Genomic DNA, 17,295 nt, shown 5'->3' with positions numbered 1-17,295 from the left:
TCGTTCTATTGCAGCGCGCAAAAGTCTTTGCTGTAGCGGTACCGCTTCGCAAAGAGGTGTGTATAGTGAAGGTCTTGGGACCGGCAGGGTTCAGGAGGAGATGAGATGACGACGGACAAGAAATCCCCGGGCGGGACATCCTCATCGGGCAGTGGCAGCGCCAGCGGCAAGGACAAGCCCGGCAGCAGCACCCCGTCTTCCTCTGGCAGCGGCAAGCGGCCGGTGACGATAGATCTGACCGCGGAAAAGGTCGGCGCCAAACAGGCGGACACGAAGCCTGACACAAAGCCGGCCTCCGGGGTGTCGTCGGGATCGGCGTCCAGCAGCACGTCTGCCGGTGCCTCCAAGCCTGGCGTTACTGGCAGCACCTCGGCGTCCGGCAGTCCGTCTTCCACCGGTAGCACTTCGTCGTCAGGGAGCGCCGGCAGTTCCGGCAGTTCCGGTAGTTCAGGCAGTGCATCGTCGCCTTTCTCGTCCAAGCCGACGTCGTCTTCGACCGGAAGTGCTTCTACCTCGACATCTTCCACCGCTGCCGGGTCTTCCACCGCCGGCAAGCCTTCGGGCACCAGCGCCAGCACCGGCGCGTCGTCGTCAGCAGCAAGCAAACCGGCGTCTCCGGCAAGCTCATCAACCTCTTCCGCCAGCCAGCCTGGAAAGTCCTCGACAAGCAGCAGCTCCGGGCCGGGTGGGTCATCGAGCAGCTTTTCCAATCCACCTGCCGCTCAAGACCGCGGCGGCGTCGGCGCCTTCGGCGTTCTGCTTTCAGCGGTTATTGGCGGCATACTCGTGGTCGGCGGGGGCTTCGGTCTCTATCAGGCCGGGCTCATCAAATTGTCGCCGGAGCCGAACCAGCAGGTGACAAGTGCGCTCAGCGCGGCGGAAAGCAAGATCTCCGACCTGGAGAAAAAACTCGGCGACGTGACGTCTTCGATTTCCAGCCAGAACAGCTCCAGCGACCTTTCGGAACTGGAGAGCAAGGTCTCCTCGCTTGAGGCCAAGCTGCAGGATTCGTCATCGTCCGATCTCAGTGCCACGGTCGATGCCCTGAAAAAGGATGTCGAAGGACTGCGCAACACCGTAGCTTCTGCAGGCGGCGGCAGCAGCACGGGCGAAGGCGTGCCGGCTGATCTTCAACCGCTGGAAAACCGTGTGGCCGCGCTGGAAGACAACCTCAAGAGCGGCAACCAGGTTGATCTGGCACCACTTGAGACACGCCTTGCCAAGCTGGAAACCTCAGCCAGCTCGACCTCTTCCGAAGCCGACAAGCTTTCCGGGTCCGTTACAGGGCTTGAAGGCCAGCTTTCGGATCTGAAGTCGACGATTTCGGATGTGGAAACCCGTCTTTCCAACACAGAAGCAACCGCGAAAGCGGCGCAGACCGCCGTTTCGACGTCGGATGTGTCGCTGAAAACCCTTGCCGACAGTCAGGCACGGGCCACCGGCACCCTGTCTTCGCTCGCAGCCGACATCAAGTCCGTCGGGGCGGCCAACAAGGCGGCCCTGGAAGGCTTGCGCTCCGAACTCGATTCGATTTCCTCGCGCCTTGCCGCTGTCGAGGCGACCATGGGCGATGCCACCGCGCGAGAAGTTGCTGCACGGGCGCTTTCCGTTTCCGCGCTGAAGTCGGCTGTCGATTCCGGACGTCCCTATGAAACCGAGCTGGCCGCCGTGAAGGCTGGCCTGCCGGGCGATCTCGACCTGTCGGCGCTGGAAGCCAATGCCAAGACAGGTGTTGAACCGGTGCCGGTGCTGATTGCACAGTTTCCGCCGGTCGCGCGTTCGATCTACCAGACCTTTTCCGAACCGGACCGTTCCGGCGATATGCTCGACAGCCTGGTGTCCAGCGCGCAATCGCTTTTCACCGTTCGCCGGTCTGGCTCGGGGGAAGGCGATGGCCCTGCTGCTGCCCTGCAGCGCATGGAAAATGCTGTCAACAAGGGTGATCTGAAAAAGGCGCTTGTCGCCTACAAGGATCTGCCGGAACAGGCGCAGGCCGCAGGTGCCGACTGGGCAACCCGCGCCGAAGCCCGTGTCGAGGTCGATGACCTCACGAACAAGGCGTCGCAGGAAGTACTTAATGCGCTTGCTGCGAAGGATAGTTGAATGCAGGCCGGCCCACTTGCCCGCCCGTCAATGGAACCAAGTGCCGGTAGGAGCCGGCCGTCGCAGGGAGCGAACTGAATGATCCGCGTTCTGGTCTTTTTCGCGCTGTTGTTTGCCGTTGCCCTGGGCTTTGCCTGGATGGCGGACCTGCCCGGAACAATCCAGATTTCCTGGCCGGTTTATGAAAACGGTCAGCAGGTCGGGACGGACATCTGGGAGCAGTCGCCTGTCATCGTCGGCCTTGCCGCCGCTGTATTCCTGGCAGTCTTCCTGGTCGTTGTCTGGGCGATCCGCGTGGTTCTGAAATCACCGCAGATTGCCAGCCGTTTCTTTCGGCGCCGCCGGAAAGACAATGGTTACAATGCACTGTCTCAGGGCCTGATCGCGCTGGGAACGGGCAATGCCAAACTGGCACGCCGTTACGCGCTGGATGCCGACAAGCTGTTGAACGATGAACCCGCCGCAAAACTGCTGCTGGCGCAGACGGCGCAGCTTGCAGGCAAGGACGACGAGGCCCGCCAGCGGTTCGAAGCGATGCTGGAAGACCCCGCCACCAAGGCCCTTGGTCTGCACGGCCTGTTTGTGGAGGCCGAGCGGCACAGGGAGCCGGTTGCTGCACGACACTATGCGGAAGAAGCTACCAAGACCTCGCCGGGCCTGGAATGGGCAGGCAAGGCCGTGCTCGGATATCAGGCGGTTGCTCATCATTGGGACGAAGCGCTCAAGACGCTGGAGCGCAATTACGCCGCCAAGATGCTCGACAAGAAAACCTACCGGCGTCAGCGCGCTGTCATTCTGACAGCTCTCGCCATGAAGCTTGAGGATGGCGAGCCGGAGCGGGCCTATTCGCTGGCCAAGGAAGCTCACGGACTGGCGCTCGATCTTGTGCCGGCAGCCGTGCTGACCTCGCGTCTGGCAACGCGCCGGGGCGATATCCGCAAGGCGTCCAAGGTGCTGGAAGCCACGTGGCGTCTGTTCCCGCATCCGGATCTGGCGGAAACCTATGCCCATGTCCGCACCGGCGATTCGGCCGTCGACCGGCTGAAGCGGGTGAAATCGCTGTCTGCTCAGCGAGCCAATACCGCCGAAGGCGCGCTGGCCATTGCCCGCGCCGCCATGGAGGCGCGCGAATTCGAGGAAGCGCGCCAGCAGTTGAAAAAGGTGCTGCAGTCCGAACCGACTCGTCAGGCGTTCCTGCTGATGGCGGAAGTGGAGGAGGCAGAACACGGCGACAAGGGCCGCATGCGCGACTGGCTGTCCCGTGCCGTCAGTGCGCCGCTGGACAAGGTCTGGATGGCGGACGGGATCATTTCCGCCGAATGGCAGCCGGTTTCACCGGTTACGGGCAAGCTCGACGCGTTCCAGTGGGCAACGCCGGGCAGCCTGACGGATGAGGATGGTCCGCTGCTTGAGGACAGCCTGTTCGATGCACCGGCTCTGCCGTCCGCCACTGCTGCCGAACCGGTTCCGCCGGTCGCAGACGCGGATGACAACGCCGTGGTTCTGGAAGCGGAGCCCGTTACCAAGTCCGCCGATCCGAAGCGTCCTGAGCCCAAGAGCGATGAGACCAAGGCCGCTGGGGCGACCTCTGAGAAGACAACCGTGCCGGTTGGCAAACAGGGCTATGAGGGCACGACGGACGACGTCAAGTTTACCCCGGCCTTGACGGACCTGCCCGACGCCGAAGGTGCAGCAGCCGCACCGAAGAAAGAGGCAAAGCCCGAAGCAGCTCCTGCAAAGGCGGATGCTGAGCCGGTGGCCGCGGCCAAACCATCTTCCGAGGCCGGCGAAGACGCCAGCAAAGCTGAAGGCGGGAGTGGTTCGGAGAAATCATCCAAGGCAGATGCCAAGGCTGAGGATGCTTCCAGGACCGCCGAGGCAAAGGCTGGCGATACAAAGCCGGACGATACGAAGTCTGGTGATGCTAAGTCGGGCGAAGCGAAATCCGGAAGCTCCAAAGGAAACCTCAATGGGCCGATCGAGTTTCCCCTGTCGCGGATGCCGGACGATCCGGGCCCGGACGAGGACGAAGACAGTGAGTCGACCAAGACCCCGCGTCCGCGCTTTTTCAACTGAGTGCTTGCAGCTGTCAGGACTGGAAAACGTCGTTGGGCGGCTATTTGCCGGGTCTTGCGAAAAGGGAAGATGTGATCTTCCAGAAAGAACCGGTTTTAGCCTCTTGCATCTGACGCCAAGCTCCGGTAATTAGCGGCGCACTCGGGCATGGCCTGAGTGTCCGCGCCAAATCGCGCGACGCCCGGCACTTGCCGGAAAATGCCGCTGTAGCTCAGATGGTAGAGCACGTCATTCGTAATGATGGGGTCGTAGGTTCGAGTCCTATCAGCGGCACCACTTTCCAAGAGTTCAGAAAAGTTCAGCCGGATATCTGAGGTAAGACAGAGCCTCTGCCCCCCGCTGCTTGTTGCTTGGCTCTTTGAGACTGAAATACGCAAGTTCAAACCGTTGCAGGCAGCATGAAGCGAGCCGGTGCTTTTGCGACCTTAATGAGGAACGCACTGTACGGCCTGTGTCATGTCATCCCGTGGTCGGGTACGGGGCGACACTCAGCCCAGACATATCAAACGTCTTCCGCAGCTGGAGAACCGTTTTCAAGTAATATGTAAAAGAAATCTGGGTGCGGTTTAAGATGGGGTGCGCGGTTTTATAAAATCGCTGGTTGTTGTCTACCTGACAATTTTAAGTAACCGAAAATATACAAATGTTTGTTTATTGTGCGCACATCTTCCGATTGGCGTCAGAAATTGATGCGGGCGCCGCACAAAGGTGATGAGACGTGCTGCATAAAATGATCCGTATTCTTGTCGCTGATGATAGCGGCGTCGCGCGCGAAGTCATCAACAACGGCATCGCCGTTCACCGGGCCAAGCGCTACATTGAGATAGACAATGTCGACAACGGCCGCTCCGCCGTCGAGGTTCTGAAGAAAAAGCAGATCGACATGGCGTTTATCGACATCAACATGCCCGGGTTGAATGGCCCGGAAGTGATCGCCGCGATGCGCGAGACAAAGTCGACCGAGTGCCTGACTGTTGCAATTTCAAGCGACCTCGACGACCGCAATGCCAACACGCTGAAGAAATTCGGGGCTTATCATTTCCTGAAAAAGCCGTTCAATCAGTCAGAGGTCTCGGAAATCATCGCCACCTACATGACGATGACAACCACCTATCCGATCCTGATTGTCGATGACAGCGCAACCATGCGCAAACTGACGCGCAAGGTTCTGGAGGCCAGCCGGTTCGACTTCGAGATTTCGGAGGCCGACAGTGCGGCGGCCGCCCTTCGCACCCTGTCATCAGGCAAATTCCGGGTAGTGCTCACGGATTTCCACATGCCGGATGTCGATGGTCTCGAGCTTGCGGGGTCGATCCGGGATCTTTCCAGCAGGATCGGCATCTACATGATGTCGACCAACGACACGACCTACCTTGAGCGGTCTGCCGCCTTCGTCGGAATAAACGGTTTTCTGAAAAAGCCGTTCTCCGCGCAGGACATCGACACGCTCATGCACAAGTTCCTGGAACTGGACACGCCAAAATTCGGCAAGGTGCGCGACATGTTCAGCTTCATGGAACGTGATCGCAAGGCGTCCTGAGTGTCGTCCAGCAGGCTGGTATAGCGTGCTCATACTTCGTTTTCGTGGGTGCACGTCGCCAGTTTATGGAAGTCAGGACTGGATAGTTTGTCAGGATTCTTGATTTAGCCTGCTTCAGTTGATTCAATGACAGAATCAGAAGTTCCTCCCAGTTCGTATCGGTTCCACTGGCTGAATGCATGGAGAGCGGTGTGGGCAAAACAGCAAAATTGGAATTACTACGCCGGATACTGCCTCTCGGTCTGTGTGTACTCGGTATTGTCGGCGGGTATTTTTTCATATCGGTGCTCAGCAGCCTGCTCTGCATCATCGCCGCCGCCGGGATCTATGCCGCCTTGCCGCGGCCGAACGTGCCGTCCGGTTCCGTCAAGCCGGTGTGCCATCCGCCCGTTCTCGTGCTGGATGCGGTCGGCTTTGCTTTCGGCGCCGTTTTCTTTTCCATCGCGTTCATCGGCATGGCCGACTGGGCTGGCGGCGCAGCGCTGATTGCGCTTCTCTGTCTTATCCCTGCTTCGATTGCGCCGCTGCTGTTCACCGTCTCCGCCCGGCAGGAAACGTCCTGGGTCCGCTTCTTCAGCAACGGGTTCGAGTTCACCCAGTTCGGACGACGCGTCCGGGTGATGTATGAGGATCTGAAGAAGATCGACATCCGCCTCTGGCAGGCCTCTGGCTGGGCGGCTTGGTTCCAGTCCACCATCGGTTCAATCGGTCCAAGATCCGCCGTTCTGCTCAACGGGGCGGAGACTACGACGACGCTGGTTTTCAAACGGCAGGACGGCGCAACCTTCACCATTTCTTCCGAACTGGTTCCGGACCTGCAGCGCGTGCTGATCAACATCGACAGGGCCGGCATGGAGCTGCCCGACGGGATCAGCGAATATCAGCGCAAGAAGATCCGCCAGCGGCGCGAACGCATGTATGGCGGTCCCGAGCTGGAACCTCCGCAGTCTGAAGAGAAGGAAGTCGCCCGTATCGCGGCCCTGATCGAGCACGCAAGGCGCAGTACCGGGCGTTGAGGCTGGGTTTTTTGTTATCAGCTATCTGGTGAAGCTCACCGCAAATTCACCCTCATGCTGAGGAGGACCGTCAGGTCCGTCTCGAAGCATTGGCCGCTTGTTCTGTGTGGCCCATCCTTCGAGACGCGCGCTAGCGCGCTCCTCAGGATGAGGAGTTGGGGAGTTTGATGGTCTGAAGCCCGGGTGCCGACATCAGCCGCTGCAAACTACGAACTGACCCAGTTCGCCTTCCGCTTTTCGAAGAATGCGGAGATGCCTTCCCGGGCTTCCGGGGTTTCCCAGGTTTCGGCAAGACGGCGGATGGTGTCGTCGATGATCTCTTCCGTGATTTCCGGGCCGAGGCTGCGCGCCAGCGCCTTGGAGGCGGCGACGGCGGCGGGCGCAGCAGAGAGATAGGGTTTGATTTCCTTCTCGATGGCCGCGTCGAGGTCGGCTGCGTCCACGACCTTGGCCACAAGATCGAGATCCCGTGCTTCTTCCGCGCCGAACAGGCGGGCGGACATGAACACGCGGCGCGCCTTGCCCTCGCCCATGCGGGCCAGCACATAGGGGCTGATGGTTGCCGGGATGAGGCCGAGGCGCACTTCTGTCAGGCCGAATTTGGCAGTGTCGACCGCAACCACGGTGTCGCAGACACTCATCATTCCAATCCCTCCGCCGAAGGCCTGGCCCTGCACGCGGCCGATCAGCGGCTTGGGCAGTTTGTTGAGGCCCTGCAGCATCATGGCGAGCTTGCGCGCTTCAGTCATGCGGGTCTCGCGGTCAGCCTCGAATTGCTCGCGCATCCAGCCGAGATCACCGCCCGCGCAGAAGCTTGCGCCGGCCCCGGTCAGGACAACGACTCGGACGGTATCGTCTGCAGCCAGTTGCCTGGCGACTTCCGTCAGTTCGAAGATCATTCCGGCGGAAAGCGAATTGTGCTTGTCCGGGCGGTTCAGCGTCAGGGTTGCGACGCCCCTTTCATCAACGGCGAGGGAGATTGTCTCAAAGCTCATGCGTCAACGCTCCTGAGGGTGCGGGCAAAATCGGCGACTTCAGCGAGTTTGGCCCGGTCGATGCCTGTCTCGAAGCCCTTGCGGGTCATCAGGTCGAGCACGGCTTCGGTTGCGACATTGCCCTTGGCACCCGGTGCATAGGGGCAGCCACCAAGACCGCCGACCGCGCTGTCGAAGGTGCGCAAGCCCTTTTCGAGGCTGACTTCGATGTTCTCGATCGCCCGGCCCTTGGTGTCGTGAAAATGCCCGGCAGCCTTGCCAGCCGGGATCGCCGTCAGCACCGCGTCCAGCATCCGGCCAGTGTTTTCCGGCGTTGCAGCGCCGATCGTGTCGCCAAGAGAGATTTCGTAGCAGCCGAGATCGAACAGCGCGCTGGCGACCTCCGCAACCTTTTCCGGCGGTGTCGGGCCATCGTAGGGGCAGTCGGTGACGCAAGAGACGTACCCGCGCACTGGTATGCCGTCCTCATGTGCCTTTTCCAGAAGGGGCTTGAAGCGTTCGATACTCTCCGCCACGGAGCAGTTGATGTTCTTCTTGGAAAAGCCTTCCGACGCCGAGCCGAAAATGGCGACTTCATCCGCCGACACTTTCTTGGCGGCGGTATAGCCTTTGACGTTGGGCGTCAGCACAGCATAGGTCACGGACGGATGCCGGTAGATGCCTTCCATCACCTCCTGGGCGTCGGCCATCTGGGGCACCCACTTCGGACTGACAAAACTGGTCACCTCGATCTTGCGGAAGCCACAGGTGGAGAGGCGGTCCACAAGGTCGATCTTCTGCGCGGTCGGCACAAAGGTCTTCTCGTTCTGCAGACCGTCGCGCGGGCCCATTTCAAACAGGGTGACAAATTCAGACATGTTTTCTTCTCTAGCTTCTCGTGAGGCCTAACACTGAGCCTAATGGTTTGACGCGCTTCGCCGGAAGGACGGCAGCAGGCAAGTCCTGGAGGCGTTCGTCGGGCATCGGGGCGCAGTCACCCTTCCTGCCCGGCTCTGGCACGCAGTTCGCGGCGGATCACCTTGCCGGTGGTGGTCAGGGGCAGGGCGCTGACAAAGGCGACTTCGCGCGGATACTCGTGGGCGGCAAGCCGCGTCTTGACGAAGTCCGCAATTTCCCCGGCAAGTTTGTCGGACGGTTCGATACCGTTTTTCAAAACGATATACGCCTTGACGATCTCCGTGCGCTGGCTGTCGGGTTTGCCAACGACACCGGCCATGGCAACCGCCGGGTGCCTGATCAGGCAATCCTCAATCTCCCCCGGCCCGATGCGGTAGCCCGATGACGTGATGACGTCATCATCCCGGCCGACGAAACGGATCCAGCCGGCGTCGTCCCTGATGCCGGTGTCACCCGTCAAAAGCCAGTCGCCTGCGAACTTCTTTTCCGTCGCTTCCATGTTGTTCCAGTAGCTCAGGAACATCACCGGATCAGGACGTTTGACGGCAATGTTGCCGAGTGTGCCAGCAGGCAGTTCTTCACCCGCATCGCTGACAACGCTGACGTGGTGTCCGGGAACAGGACGGCCCATGATGCCGGGGCGCGCTTCCATCAGTCTGGCGCAACTGGAAACGATCATGTTGCACTCGGTCTGGCCGTAGAACTCGTTGATCGTCAGGCCGAATGTGCGGCGGCCCCAGTCGATCAGTTCCGCGCCGAGCGTTTCGCCGCCGGAGGCAACAGAGCGGAGGGCGAATTGCCAGCGGTCTTCAGGAGCCTCCACCTGCCGCATCATCTTCAGTGCGGTGGGCGGCAGGAAGGTGTTGCGGATCTTCTGGTCCTGCAGAAGCTGGAAGGCGGCGTCCGCGGTGAATTTCCGGAACCGGCAGGCCACCACCGGCACGCCGAGGTAGAGCGCGGGCATCAGCACGTCGAGCAGGCCGCCGATCCAGGCCCAGTCCGCCGGGGTCCAGATCCGGTCACCCGGCTGGCCCAGCAAGTCGTGGCTCATTTCCACGCCGGGTAAATGGCCGAGCAGCACACGGTGGCCGTGAAGGGCGCCCTTCGGCTGGCCGGTGGTGCCGGAGGTGTAGATGATGATGGCCGGGTCGTCCGGGGCTGTGTCGAAAGGGGTGAATTTGCCTTCGTGCCCGGCCATGTGGTGGTGAAGGCTCTCCGCCCCTGGAACATCTTCGTCAGCGCAGAAGATCGTTGTCAGCTCAGGTAACCGATCGCGGATCGTCGCCAGCTTGGCCGCACCGCTCGCGTCCGTGATCACCGCTTTGGCACCGGAATCCTTCAGCCGATACTCCAGAGCTTCCTCACCGAAAAGGGTGAAGAGCGGAATGGTGATCGCGCCGAGTTTCAGGGCAGCGATATGGGCAAAGGCGGTTTCGGGCCTTTGGGGCATCAGGACGCCGATCCGGTCACCGGGCTGGACGCCTCGGGCAGTCAGCAGGTTGGCAAGCTGATTGGAAAGCCGTCTCAGGTCGTCATAGGTGTAGCTGGTGGCTGTGCCGTCCTCGTCCGTATAGACCAGCGCCTCCCGGTTCGGCTCGCGCGCGGCCCAGTCGTCGCATATGGCAACGCCGATGTTGAACCGGTCGGGGATCTGCCATTTGAACCTGTCAGAAAGGTCATCGTAACTTGTGGCGTCATGCGGCAGCATCGGCTTCCTCCGCGAGTGCCAGAAGAACGGTGCCGTCGGTGACCTGCTCGCCTTCGGCCACCAGAACCTCGCCGATGACACCGTCACGCGGGGCCTTCAGCGTGTGTTCCATCTTCATGGCTTCCAGGATCAGCAGCGGCTGGCCCTTTGTTACAGCTTCGCCTGCCTTTGCGTTCAGAACCTTCACAAGGCCGGGCATGGGCGCGATGAGTTGGTCGTCCGCGCCGCCGGCTTCCTCGTCGGCACTGAGAGTGTCCGGCAGGGCAACCGGGAAGGCATGGCCACCGAGGAAGACCGTCAGCCCCTTGCGGTCTTCAACCACCACGGCGCGGGCCCGGTGGCCGTCGCAGTCATAGGTGATCGCACCGGCGTCGACCTTCACCAGCGCGTATTCGCGCGAGCCTTCCTCCAGGTGTACGGCAAATCGCTGGTGGCCGAGCGCATGAACCTCGACATCCCGGCGCTCGCCGGCAATTTCCAGCAGTGCGTATTGGCGCGAGGCGCTCCAGATCCGCCATCCGGCCAGCCTGTCGAACGGATCGTTGCCGCTTGCCGGCTTGGTCAGGCCGAGCGCCTTGAGGGCGGCAAGGGCAATTGCATCCACCGGAATGGACGGCTCTTCGATGAGCTGCGCCAGATCCCTGTCGATAAGGCCGGTGTCGACATCGCCCGCGGCAAAGCCCTTGTGGCGGCACAGGGCCGCCAGAAACCCGGCATTGGTGACGCAACCGGCAACTTCCGTCGCCTCCAGACTTGCCAGCAGCTTGCCGAGGGCGGCCTGACGGGTCGGGCCATGGACGATTACCTTGGCAATCATCGGGTCATAATAAGGGGTGATCTCATCGCCGGGGCGCACGCCGCTGTCGACGCGGGCACTGTCTTCCGGCAGGGCCAGATGCTCCAGCGTGCCGATGGCGGGCAGGAAGCCCTTTGGCGCGTCTTCAGCATAGAGCCGGGCTTCGAAGGCCCAGCCGTCAAAGGAAAGATCTTCCTGGCGTTTCGGCAAGGTTTCACCGGACGCAACGCGAAGCTGCCATTCCACCAGATCCTCGCCGGTGATCAGTTCGGTCACCGGGTGCTCCACCTGAAGGCGGGTGTTCATTTCCATGAAATAGAAGCGGTCGGAGCGCAGGCCTTCGGAGACATCGGCGATGAATTCGATGGTGCCGGCACCTGAGTAATCGATGGCCTTTGCCGCTGTCACGGCAGCGTCGCCCATCGCCTGGCGCATTTCTTCCGGCATGCCGGGGGCGGGGGCTTCCTCGATCACCTTCTGGTGGCGGCGCTGCAGCGAGCAATCGCGCTCGAACAGGTGCACGGCATTGCCGTGGCTGTCGCCGAAAACCTGGATTTCGATATGGCGCGGCTTGGTGAGATATTTCTCGATCAGCACGCGGCCATCGCCAAAACTGGCTGCGCCTTCGCGCTGGGCGCCTTTCAGCGCTTCGGCAAAATCCTGCGGGTCGTCGACCCTGCGCATGCCCTTGCCGCCGCCGCCGGCACGCGCCTTGATGAGCACCGGATAGCCGATCTGGTCGGCCTGCTCTTTCAGGAAATCCGCATCCTGGTTGTCGCCGTGGTAACCGGGCACCACAGGCACGCCGGCCTTTTCCATCAGCGCCTTGGCGGCATCCTTCAGGCCCATGGCGCGGATGGATGAGGCGCTTGGCCCGATGAAGGCAATGCCGGCCTTGTCGAGAGCATCAACGAAGTCCGGATTTTCCGACAGGAAACCGTAGCCCGGATGTACCGCCTCAGCGCCGCTCAGCTTGCAGGCTTCGATGATCTTGTCGGCCTTCAGATAGCTTTCCGAAACGGGTGCCGGGCCGATGCGGAACGCCTCGTCGGCCATGGCCACATGCTTTGCCCTGGCGTCGGCGTCCGAATAGACCGCGACGGTCTTGATGCCGAGCTTCCGGGCCGTCGTCATGACCCGGCAGGCAATCTCGCCGCGGTTGGCAATGAGGATCTTCTTGAACATTTCTCAGCTCTCCTCCCAGGGAGTGACAAGTGCGCCGGGGGTATCGGCATCTCGGTCCGGAGCAAGGTCCGGCATATTGTGTATCGGCAGCGTGCTGAAAACCGTGACCGAGTTCCGGCTGCCGTCTGCCAGAAGGGCGCTTCGCCCGGTTGCCAGCACGTCCACCTTCAGGCCGCCGACGGACAGCGTGTCGCCCTTGTCGATGCTGCCTTCGTTGAGCGCGACCAGGATGGCGGTCAGTGGCTGCGTGAGATGAACTTCAGGATGCTGGTCACGAAATGCGGCTTCGATATCCGGACCGCATTCCACCATGGAGCGGACTTCACCTTTCATCGGGCGTCCTCCCGAGCGCTTCCAGAAGAGGGGCATGGCTGGCCTCGTCAAAGGCGACCAGCGTGACGCAATCGATCTCCGGCAGGTCTTCCAGAACCCGCGTGAGCGTTGCGACTGCAACCGAGGAGGCCTTGTCGGCCGGATAGCCGTAAACGCCGGTGGAGATGGCCGGAAAGGCAATTGTCCTGCAGCCATTTTCGGCCGCAAGGCGCAGGCTGGTTTCGTAACAGGACGCCAAGAGGTCCGCTTCGCCGGACGTGCCGCCTTTCCAGACCGGGCCGACCGTGTGAATGACATGGCGGGCCGGCAGGCGGTAGCCTTTGGTGATCTTGGCACTGCCGGTCTCGCAGCCGTTGAGCGTCCTGCATTCGGCCAGGAGTTCCGGGCCAGCCGCGCGATGAATGGCCCCGTCGACACCGCCGCCGCCAAGAAGCGATGAATTGGCTGCATTGACGATGGCATCCACGGCAAGCCGGGTGATGTCGCCGACGTGTGTCTCAATCCTGCTCATGGCTTCAGCTCCGGCTGTAGATCCTCGACAACTTTGAAGCGCTCGCAGACGAGCTCCATTTCCGGATCAAAACCGCCGTTGCGTTCAAAGAACATCTGATGATCCCGCTGCCAGCCGGCCAGGTCGTCGTTCTCGCCTTCCGCCAGGGCGAAGTCCTCTCCGACATCGCAGAAGCGCTGGACAGTTACTGCCACCGTCTCGATCACCAGTGCGGGGGTGCCGTCCCAGTTGAGAGCAATATCCCGGCGTCCAACGACGGGCAGGACCTCGTCGCCGTCTTCAAAACTGTGCAAGTCGCCGCATGTGGCGGTTTTCTTGCCGGCGCGCACCAGGGCGATGAGCTGGGCGCACAGGTCCGCGCTGTCGCCAAACTTGAAGGTTTCCGCATCCGGGTATTTTGCTTTCAACGCGTCGATGGACATCGGATCACATCCTGAAGAGACCGAAGCGCGTGTCTTCGATCGGGGCGTTCAAGGCTGCCGACAGGGAGAGACCGAGGATATCCCGGGTCTTGCGCGGGTCGACGATGCCATCGTCCCAGAGCCGGGCGGTCGCGTAAAGCGGGTGGCCCTGTTCTTCGAACTGGTCGATGATCGGCTGCTTGAAGGCTTTTTCCTCGTCCCCCGACCAGCTGCCGCCCTTGCGTTCGATACCGTCACGGCGGACGGTGGCCAAAACGCCGGCCGCCTGTTCGCCGCCCATGACGGAGATGCGGGAGTTGGGCCAGGTCCACAGGAACCGCGGCGAATAGGCCCTGCCGCACATGCCGTAGTTGCCGGCGCCGAAGGAGCCGCCCACCAGCATGGTGATCTTCGGAACGGAGGTGGTGGCAACCGCCGTCACCAGCTTGGCGCCGTCCTTGGCAATGCCGCCGCTTTCGTATTTGCGGCCGACCATGAAGCCGGTGATGTTCTGCAGGAACACCAGCGGCACCTTGCGCTGGGAACAGAGCTCAACGAAATGAGCCCCCTTCACCGCGCTCTCGGAAAACAGCACGCCGTTGTTGGCAATGATGCCGACAGGCATGCCATGGATATGGGCGAAACCGCAGACCAGAGTGGTGCCGTAGCGGGCCTTGAACTCATCGAAGCGCGATCCGTCGACCGTGCGGGCGATCACCTCGCGGATGTCGTAGGGCGTCTTCAGATCGGCCGGAACGACGCCAAGGATTTCTTCCGGATCGTAGAGCGGGTCTTCCGGGGTCTGCAGGGCGACGGACGGTGTCTTGGTGCGGTTGAGGCTGGCGATGGCGCGGCGGGCAAGCGCCAGCGCGTGGGCATCGTCTCGGGCAAGATGGTCGGCAACGCCGGACAGGCGCGTGTGGACATCGCCGCCGCCGAGATCTTCCGCCGTGACTTCCTCGCCGGTGGCGGCCTTCACCAGCGGCGGGCCGGCCAGGAAGATGGTGCCCTGGTTCTTGACGATAATGGTTTCGTCCGACATGGCCGGCACATAGGCGCCGCCTGCTGTGCAGGAACCCATGACGACCGCGATCTGCGCGATGCCCCTGGCTGACATGTTGGCCTGGTTGAAGAAGATCCGGCCGAAATGGTCTCGGTCGGGGAAGACCTCGTCCTGATTGGGCAGGTTGGCGCCGCCGCTGTCGACCAGATAGATGCAGGGCAGATTGTTTTCCGAGGCAATTTCCTGGGCGCGCAGGTGCTTTTTCACCGACATCGGATAATAGGTGCCACCTTTGACGGTGGCGTCATTGGCTAGGATCATCACCTCGCGGCCTTCAACCCGGCCGATGCCTGCGATCATGCCGGCGGCGGGCGCTGCGCCGTCATACATGTCGTTGGCGGCCAGCATGCCGACTTCCAGAAAAGGCGAGCCCGGATCGAGCAGACGGGAGACGCGTTCGCGGGGCAGGATCTTGCCGCGGGACACGTGGCGCTGGCGGGCGGTTTCACCGCCGCCGTCCAATGCCGTTCTGGCGGCTGCCTTGACGGTGTCCATGGCCGCCTCGTGGGCGGCACGGTTGGCTGCAAACTGTTCGCTTCTCGGCGATAGGCTCGATTTCAGGATGCTCATGTCACCCGGTCTCCCTTGGAACAACCCTCTGGGCGGTTGATCTCGTTCTCGTGTTGGCTCCCCATGCGTCCGGTTGGACGTCTGAGGGGCCGGTATGTCTCATTCTTCCGGCGCGACGGACTTGCGCGCCAGGTCGAGGTAGATCTCTTCGATATCCTGTCTGGAGAGGCGCCCACCTTCGCGGTACCAGCTTGGAATGGCGGTCAGCATGGCGATGATCGCCCGGGTCGTGACCCTGGGTTCGCGCAGGCTGTAGCGGCCCTGCCGCGAGCCTTTTTCGAGAATGTCCGTCAGGATGCCTTCGTAGCGGCGGCGCTCTGTCTCGACGGCGTCGAAATTGTCAGGCTCGAGATTGCGAAGCTCCATGTAGGAAATGAAAACCTCGTCTGCCCTCTCCAGGTGATATCGGATGTGAAACCGCACGAAACGCTCCAGCGGGTCCATATCGACGGGGAAGGGGGCTTCGTCCCAGGCGGCCAGAAGCTCGCCCATATGGGCCAGCATCAGGTCCTTCAGGATGTCCTGCTTTGTCGGGAAATGATTGTAGAGCGCGCCTGGCTGAACACCGACATCGGCGGCAATCTCGCGCATCGACACTGCGGCATAGCCGTTGGCGGCAAAGCGTTTCAGGGCGGCCTTGCGCACACGCGCGGCAGTCTCCTGGCCCTTGGCGCCCGTTCTGGAGCGGCTTTGCGGTTTTGCAGCAGCGCTTGCCATTTCAATCCTCCCTGACCGCAAAAGTAAATGAACGTTTGTTCATTTTCAAGGGCAATTTGAGTGCGAAGGCGTTGCTGCTACAAAGAATGGCAGAGGAATACGTACGACTGTCAAAAAACTTTCATGGATAACCTGTTCACAGTCCTTGGGCATTCTGCATCCGGTTGAACGCACCGCCGATCTGGGTCGTGCCTAGGGGATGTATTTCAAAGGAACCGATTGATGACCGACGAAAGCGCAAAAACCTGGGTTGAAGCGGAATGGGCAGACAGCCTGGACGAAGAGCTGGAGATGGAGATCGACGATTTTCTCATCGCCAGGGATCTCGCCTTCATCTCGGACAAGAAACACAAGTCGTCAATTGACCGGAACACCTATTTTCACGAGTTGCTGCGCCTGCAGGCCGAACTGGTGAAGCTGCAGGATTGGGTTCAGCACACCGGTGAGAAGATCGTGATCATCTTCGAGGGCCGTGACGCGGCCGGCAAGGGCGGTGTCATCAAGCGGATCACCCAGCGGCTCAATCCGCGTGTCGCGCGCGTGGTTGCGCTGCCGGCGCCAACCGACCGTGAGAAAACCCAGTGGTATTTCCAGCGCTATGTGCCGCATCTGCCGGCAGCGGGGGAAATGGTGCTGTTCGACCGCTCCTGGTACAACCGCTCCGGCGTCGAGCGGGTGATGGGGTTTGCCGATGAAAACCAGGTCGAGCAGTTCTTCAACGACGTTTCCGAATTCGAGCGCATGATCGTGCGCTCCGGCGTGCGGCTGATCAAATACTGGTTCTCGATTACCGACGAGGAGCAGCAGCTCCGCTTCCTGATGCGGATCCACGACCCGCTGAAGCAATGGAAACTGTCGCCGATGGATCTGGAATCCCGGGTGCGCTGGGAAGACTATACCAAGGCCAAGGAAGAGACCTTCGAGCGGACAAATATTCCCGAAGCCCCGTGGTTCATCGTGGAAGGCAACGACAAGAAACAGGCCCGCCTCAACTGCATCAGCCATCTTCTGTCGATGATCCCATACGAAGAAGTGCCGCACGATCCGATCGAGTTGCCGGAACGTGTCTATAACTCCGACTATGAACGCAAGGTGCTGCCGGAACACCTCTACGTGCCGGAGAAATTCTGAGGCGGGCAGCTGCGCCCTTCATGGGTGCGATTGCTGGCTTCGGGTAGATCTCTCCAGATACCACAGGTGTCGACCGGACTTACGCATGTTTCAGCAGGTGGTTCTGCGAGTAGGCCCCGGATCTGCGCTACGCTTGTCCGGGGTGACGCAGAAATGGGGCCTGGTCTGCTTCCTGAATGCTGCGCTGACAACGAGAACAGGCCTCTATCCTGCCTTTCCGCCCTTGCGGAGTTAAATCGTTTTATGTCATCTG

Annotated in this window: 15 protein-coding genes and 1 tRNA gene; 6 read left to right on the top strand and 10 right to left on the bottom strand. The window is 61.3% G+C overall.

Going from position 1 to position 17,295, the window contains the following annotated elements; genetic code table 11:
- Nucleotides 1-5: 5 nt before the first annotated feature.
- A complete protein-coding gene (locus FMN63_RS08630; RefSeq protein WP_148583559.1) occupies nt 6-710 on the bottom strand; it encodes a hypothetical protein in 705 nt (234 codons plus the stop codon).
- 76 nt (nt 711-786) lie between these two features.
- Between FMN63_RS08630 and FMN63_RS08625 the strand changes: the two genes are divergently transcribed.
- The 5 genes from FMN63_RS08625 to FMN63_RS08605 all read left to right on the top strand — a co-directional run bounded on the left by FMN63_RS08625 (nt 787) and on the right by FMN63_RS08605 (nt 6,735).
- Nucleotides 787-2,103, top strand: a complete 1,317-nt coding sequence (locus tag FMN63_RS08625) for a COG4223 family protein (protein ID WP_148583558.1) — start codon at nt 787-789, stop codon at nt 2,101-2,103.
- A 78-nt stretch (nt 2,104-2,181) separates the two neighbouring features.
- Complete coding sequence (locus tag FMN63_RS08620; RefSeq protein ID WP_148583557.1) at nt 2,182-4,179, top strand: heme biosynthesis HemY N-terminal domain-containing protein; 1,998 nt, start codon at nt 2,182-2,184, stop codon at nt 4,177-4,179.
- A 200-nt stretch (nt 4,180-4,379) separates the two neighbouring features.
- Nucleotides 4,380-4,455: transfer RNA gene (locus tag FMN63_RS08615), tRNA-Thr, on the top strand.
- A 442-nt stretch (nt 4,456-4,897) separates the two neighbouring features.
- Nucleotides 4,898-5,719: a response regulator gene (locus FMN63_RS08610; RefSeq protein ID WP_209001022.1), complete on the top strand. Its 822-nt coding sequence runs from the start codon at nt 4,898-4,900 to the stop codon at nt 5,717-5,719.
- A gap of 191 nt (nt 5,720-5,910) precedes the next feature.
- Nucleotides 5,911-6,735 carry a hypothetical protein gene (locus tag FMN63_RS08605; RefSeq protein WP_209001021.1) on the top strand — a complete coding sequence of 275 codons (825 nt, stop codon included), beginning with the start codon at nt 5,911-5,913 and terminating at the stop codon, nt 6,733-6,735.
- A 206-nt stretch (nt 6,736-6,941) separates the two neighbouring features.
- On the opposite strand, the gene FMN63_RS08600 is transcribed toward FMN63_RS08605, so the two are convergent.
- The 9 genes from FMN63_RS08600 to FMN63_RS08560 all read right to left on the bottom strand — a co-directional run bounded on the left by FMN63_RS08600 (nt 6,942) and on the right by FMN63_RS08560 (nt 15,911).
- On the bottom strand, nt 6,942-7,730 hold the full coding sequence (locus tag FMN63_RS08600) for a crotonase/enoyl-CoA hydratase family protein (protein ID WP_148583556.1): 789 nt from the start codon (nt 7,728-7,730) through the stop codon (nt 6,942-6,944).
- Entirely contained in the window at nt 7,727-8,587 is an 861-nt protein-coding gene (locus FMN63_RS08595; protein ID WP_148583555.1) for a hydroxymethylglutaryl-CoA lyase, read from the bottom strand. Before FMN63_RS08595 ends, FMN63_RS08600 begins: the two co-directional genes overlap by 4 nt.
- Nucleotides 8,588-8,703: 116 nt before the next feature.
- On the bottom strand, nt 8,704-10,335 hold the full coding sequence (locus tag FMN63_RS08590) for an acyl-CoA synthetase (protein WP_148583554.1): 1,632 nt from the start codon (nt 10,333-10,335) through the stop codon (nt 8,704-8,706).
- A complete protein-coding gene (locus FMN63_RS08585) occupies nt 10,322-12,316 on the bottom strand; it encodes an acetyl-CoA carboxylase biotin carboxylase subunit (RefSeq protein ID WP_148583553.1) in 1,995 nt (664 codons plus the stop codon). The genes FMN63_RS08590 and FMN63_RS08585 overlap by 14 nt, the downstream gene beginning before the upstream one ends.
- Nucleotides 12,317-12,319: 3 nt before the next feature.
- Nucleotides 12,320-12,649 (bottom strand): hypothetical protein, encoded by a 330-nt coding sequence (locus FMN63_RS08580; protein ID WP_148583552.1) that lies wholly within the window; start codon nt 12,647-12,649, stop codon nt 12,320-12,322.
- Complete coding sequence (locus FMN63_RS08575; RefSeq protein WP_148583551.1) at nt 12,639-13,160, bottom strand: O-acetyl-ADP-ribose deacetylase; 522 nt, start codon at nt 13,158-13,160, stop codon at nt 12,639-12,641. The genes FMN63_RS08580 and FMN63_RS08575 overlap by 11 nt, the downstream gene beginning before the upstream one ends.
- A complete protein-coding gene (locus tag FMN63_RS08570; protein ID WP_148583550.1) occupies nt 13,157-13,582 on the bottom strand; it encodes an ASCH domain-containing protein in 426 nt (141 codons plus the stop codon). The genes FMN63_RS08575 and FMN63_RS08570 overlap by 4 nt, the downstream gene beginning before the upstream one ends.
- Nucleotides 13,583-13,586: 4 nt before the next feature.
- On the bottom strand, nt 13,587-15,194 hold the full coding sequence (locus FMN63_RS08565) for a carboxyl transferase domain-containing protein (protein WP_148583549.1): 1,608 nt from the start codon (nt 15,192-15,194) through the stop codon (nt 13,587-13,589).
- Nucleotides 15,195-15,293: 99 nt separating this feature from the next.
- A complete protein-coding gene (locus FMN63_RS08560) occupies nt 15,294-15,911 on the bottom strand; it encodes a TetR/AcrR family transcriptional regulator (RefSeq protein ID WP_148583548.1) in 618 nt (205 codons plus the stop codon).
- Between the two features lie 222 nt (nt 15,912-16,133).
- On the opposite strand from FMN63_RS08560, the gene ppk2 reads away from it, so the two are divergent.
- Nucleotides 16,134-17,042 (top strand): polyphosphate kinase 2, encoded by a 909-nt coding sequence (gene ppk2 / locus FMN63_RS08555; RefSeq protein ID WP_148583547.1) that lies wholly within the window; start codon nt 16,134-16,136, stop codon nt 17,040-17,042.
- The last annotated feature ends 253 nt before the right edge of the window (nt 17,043-17,295 follow it).

Source organism: Stappia sp. BW2 (assembly GCF_008107695.1).
Classification (GTDB): domain Bacteria; phylum Pseudomonadota; class Alphaproteobacteria; order Rhizobiales; family Stappiaceae; genus Roseibium.
This window is presented reverse-complemented; position numbering and strand designations above follow the sequence as displayed.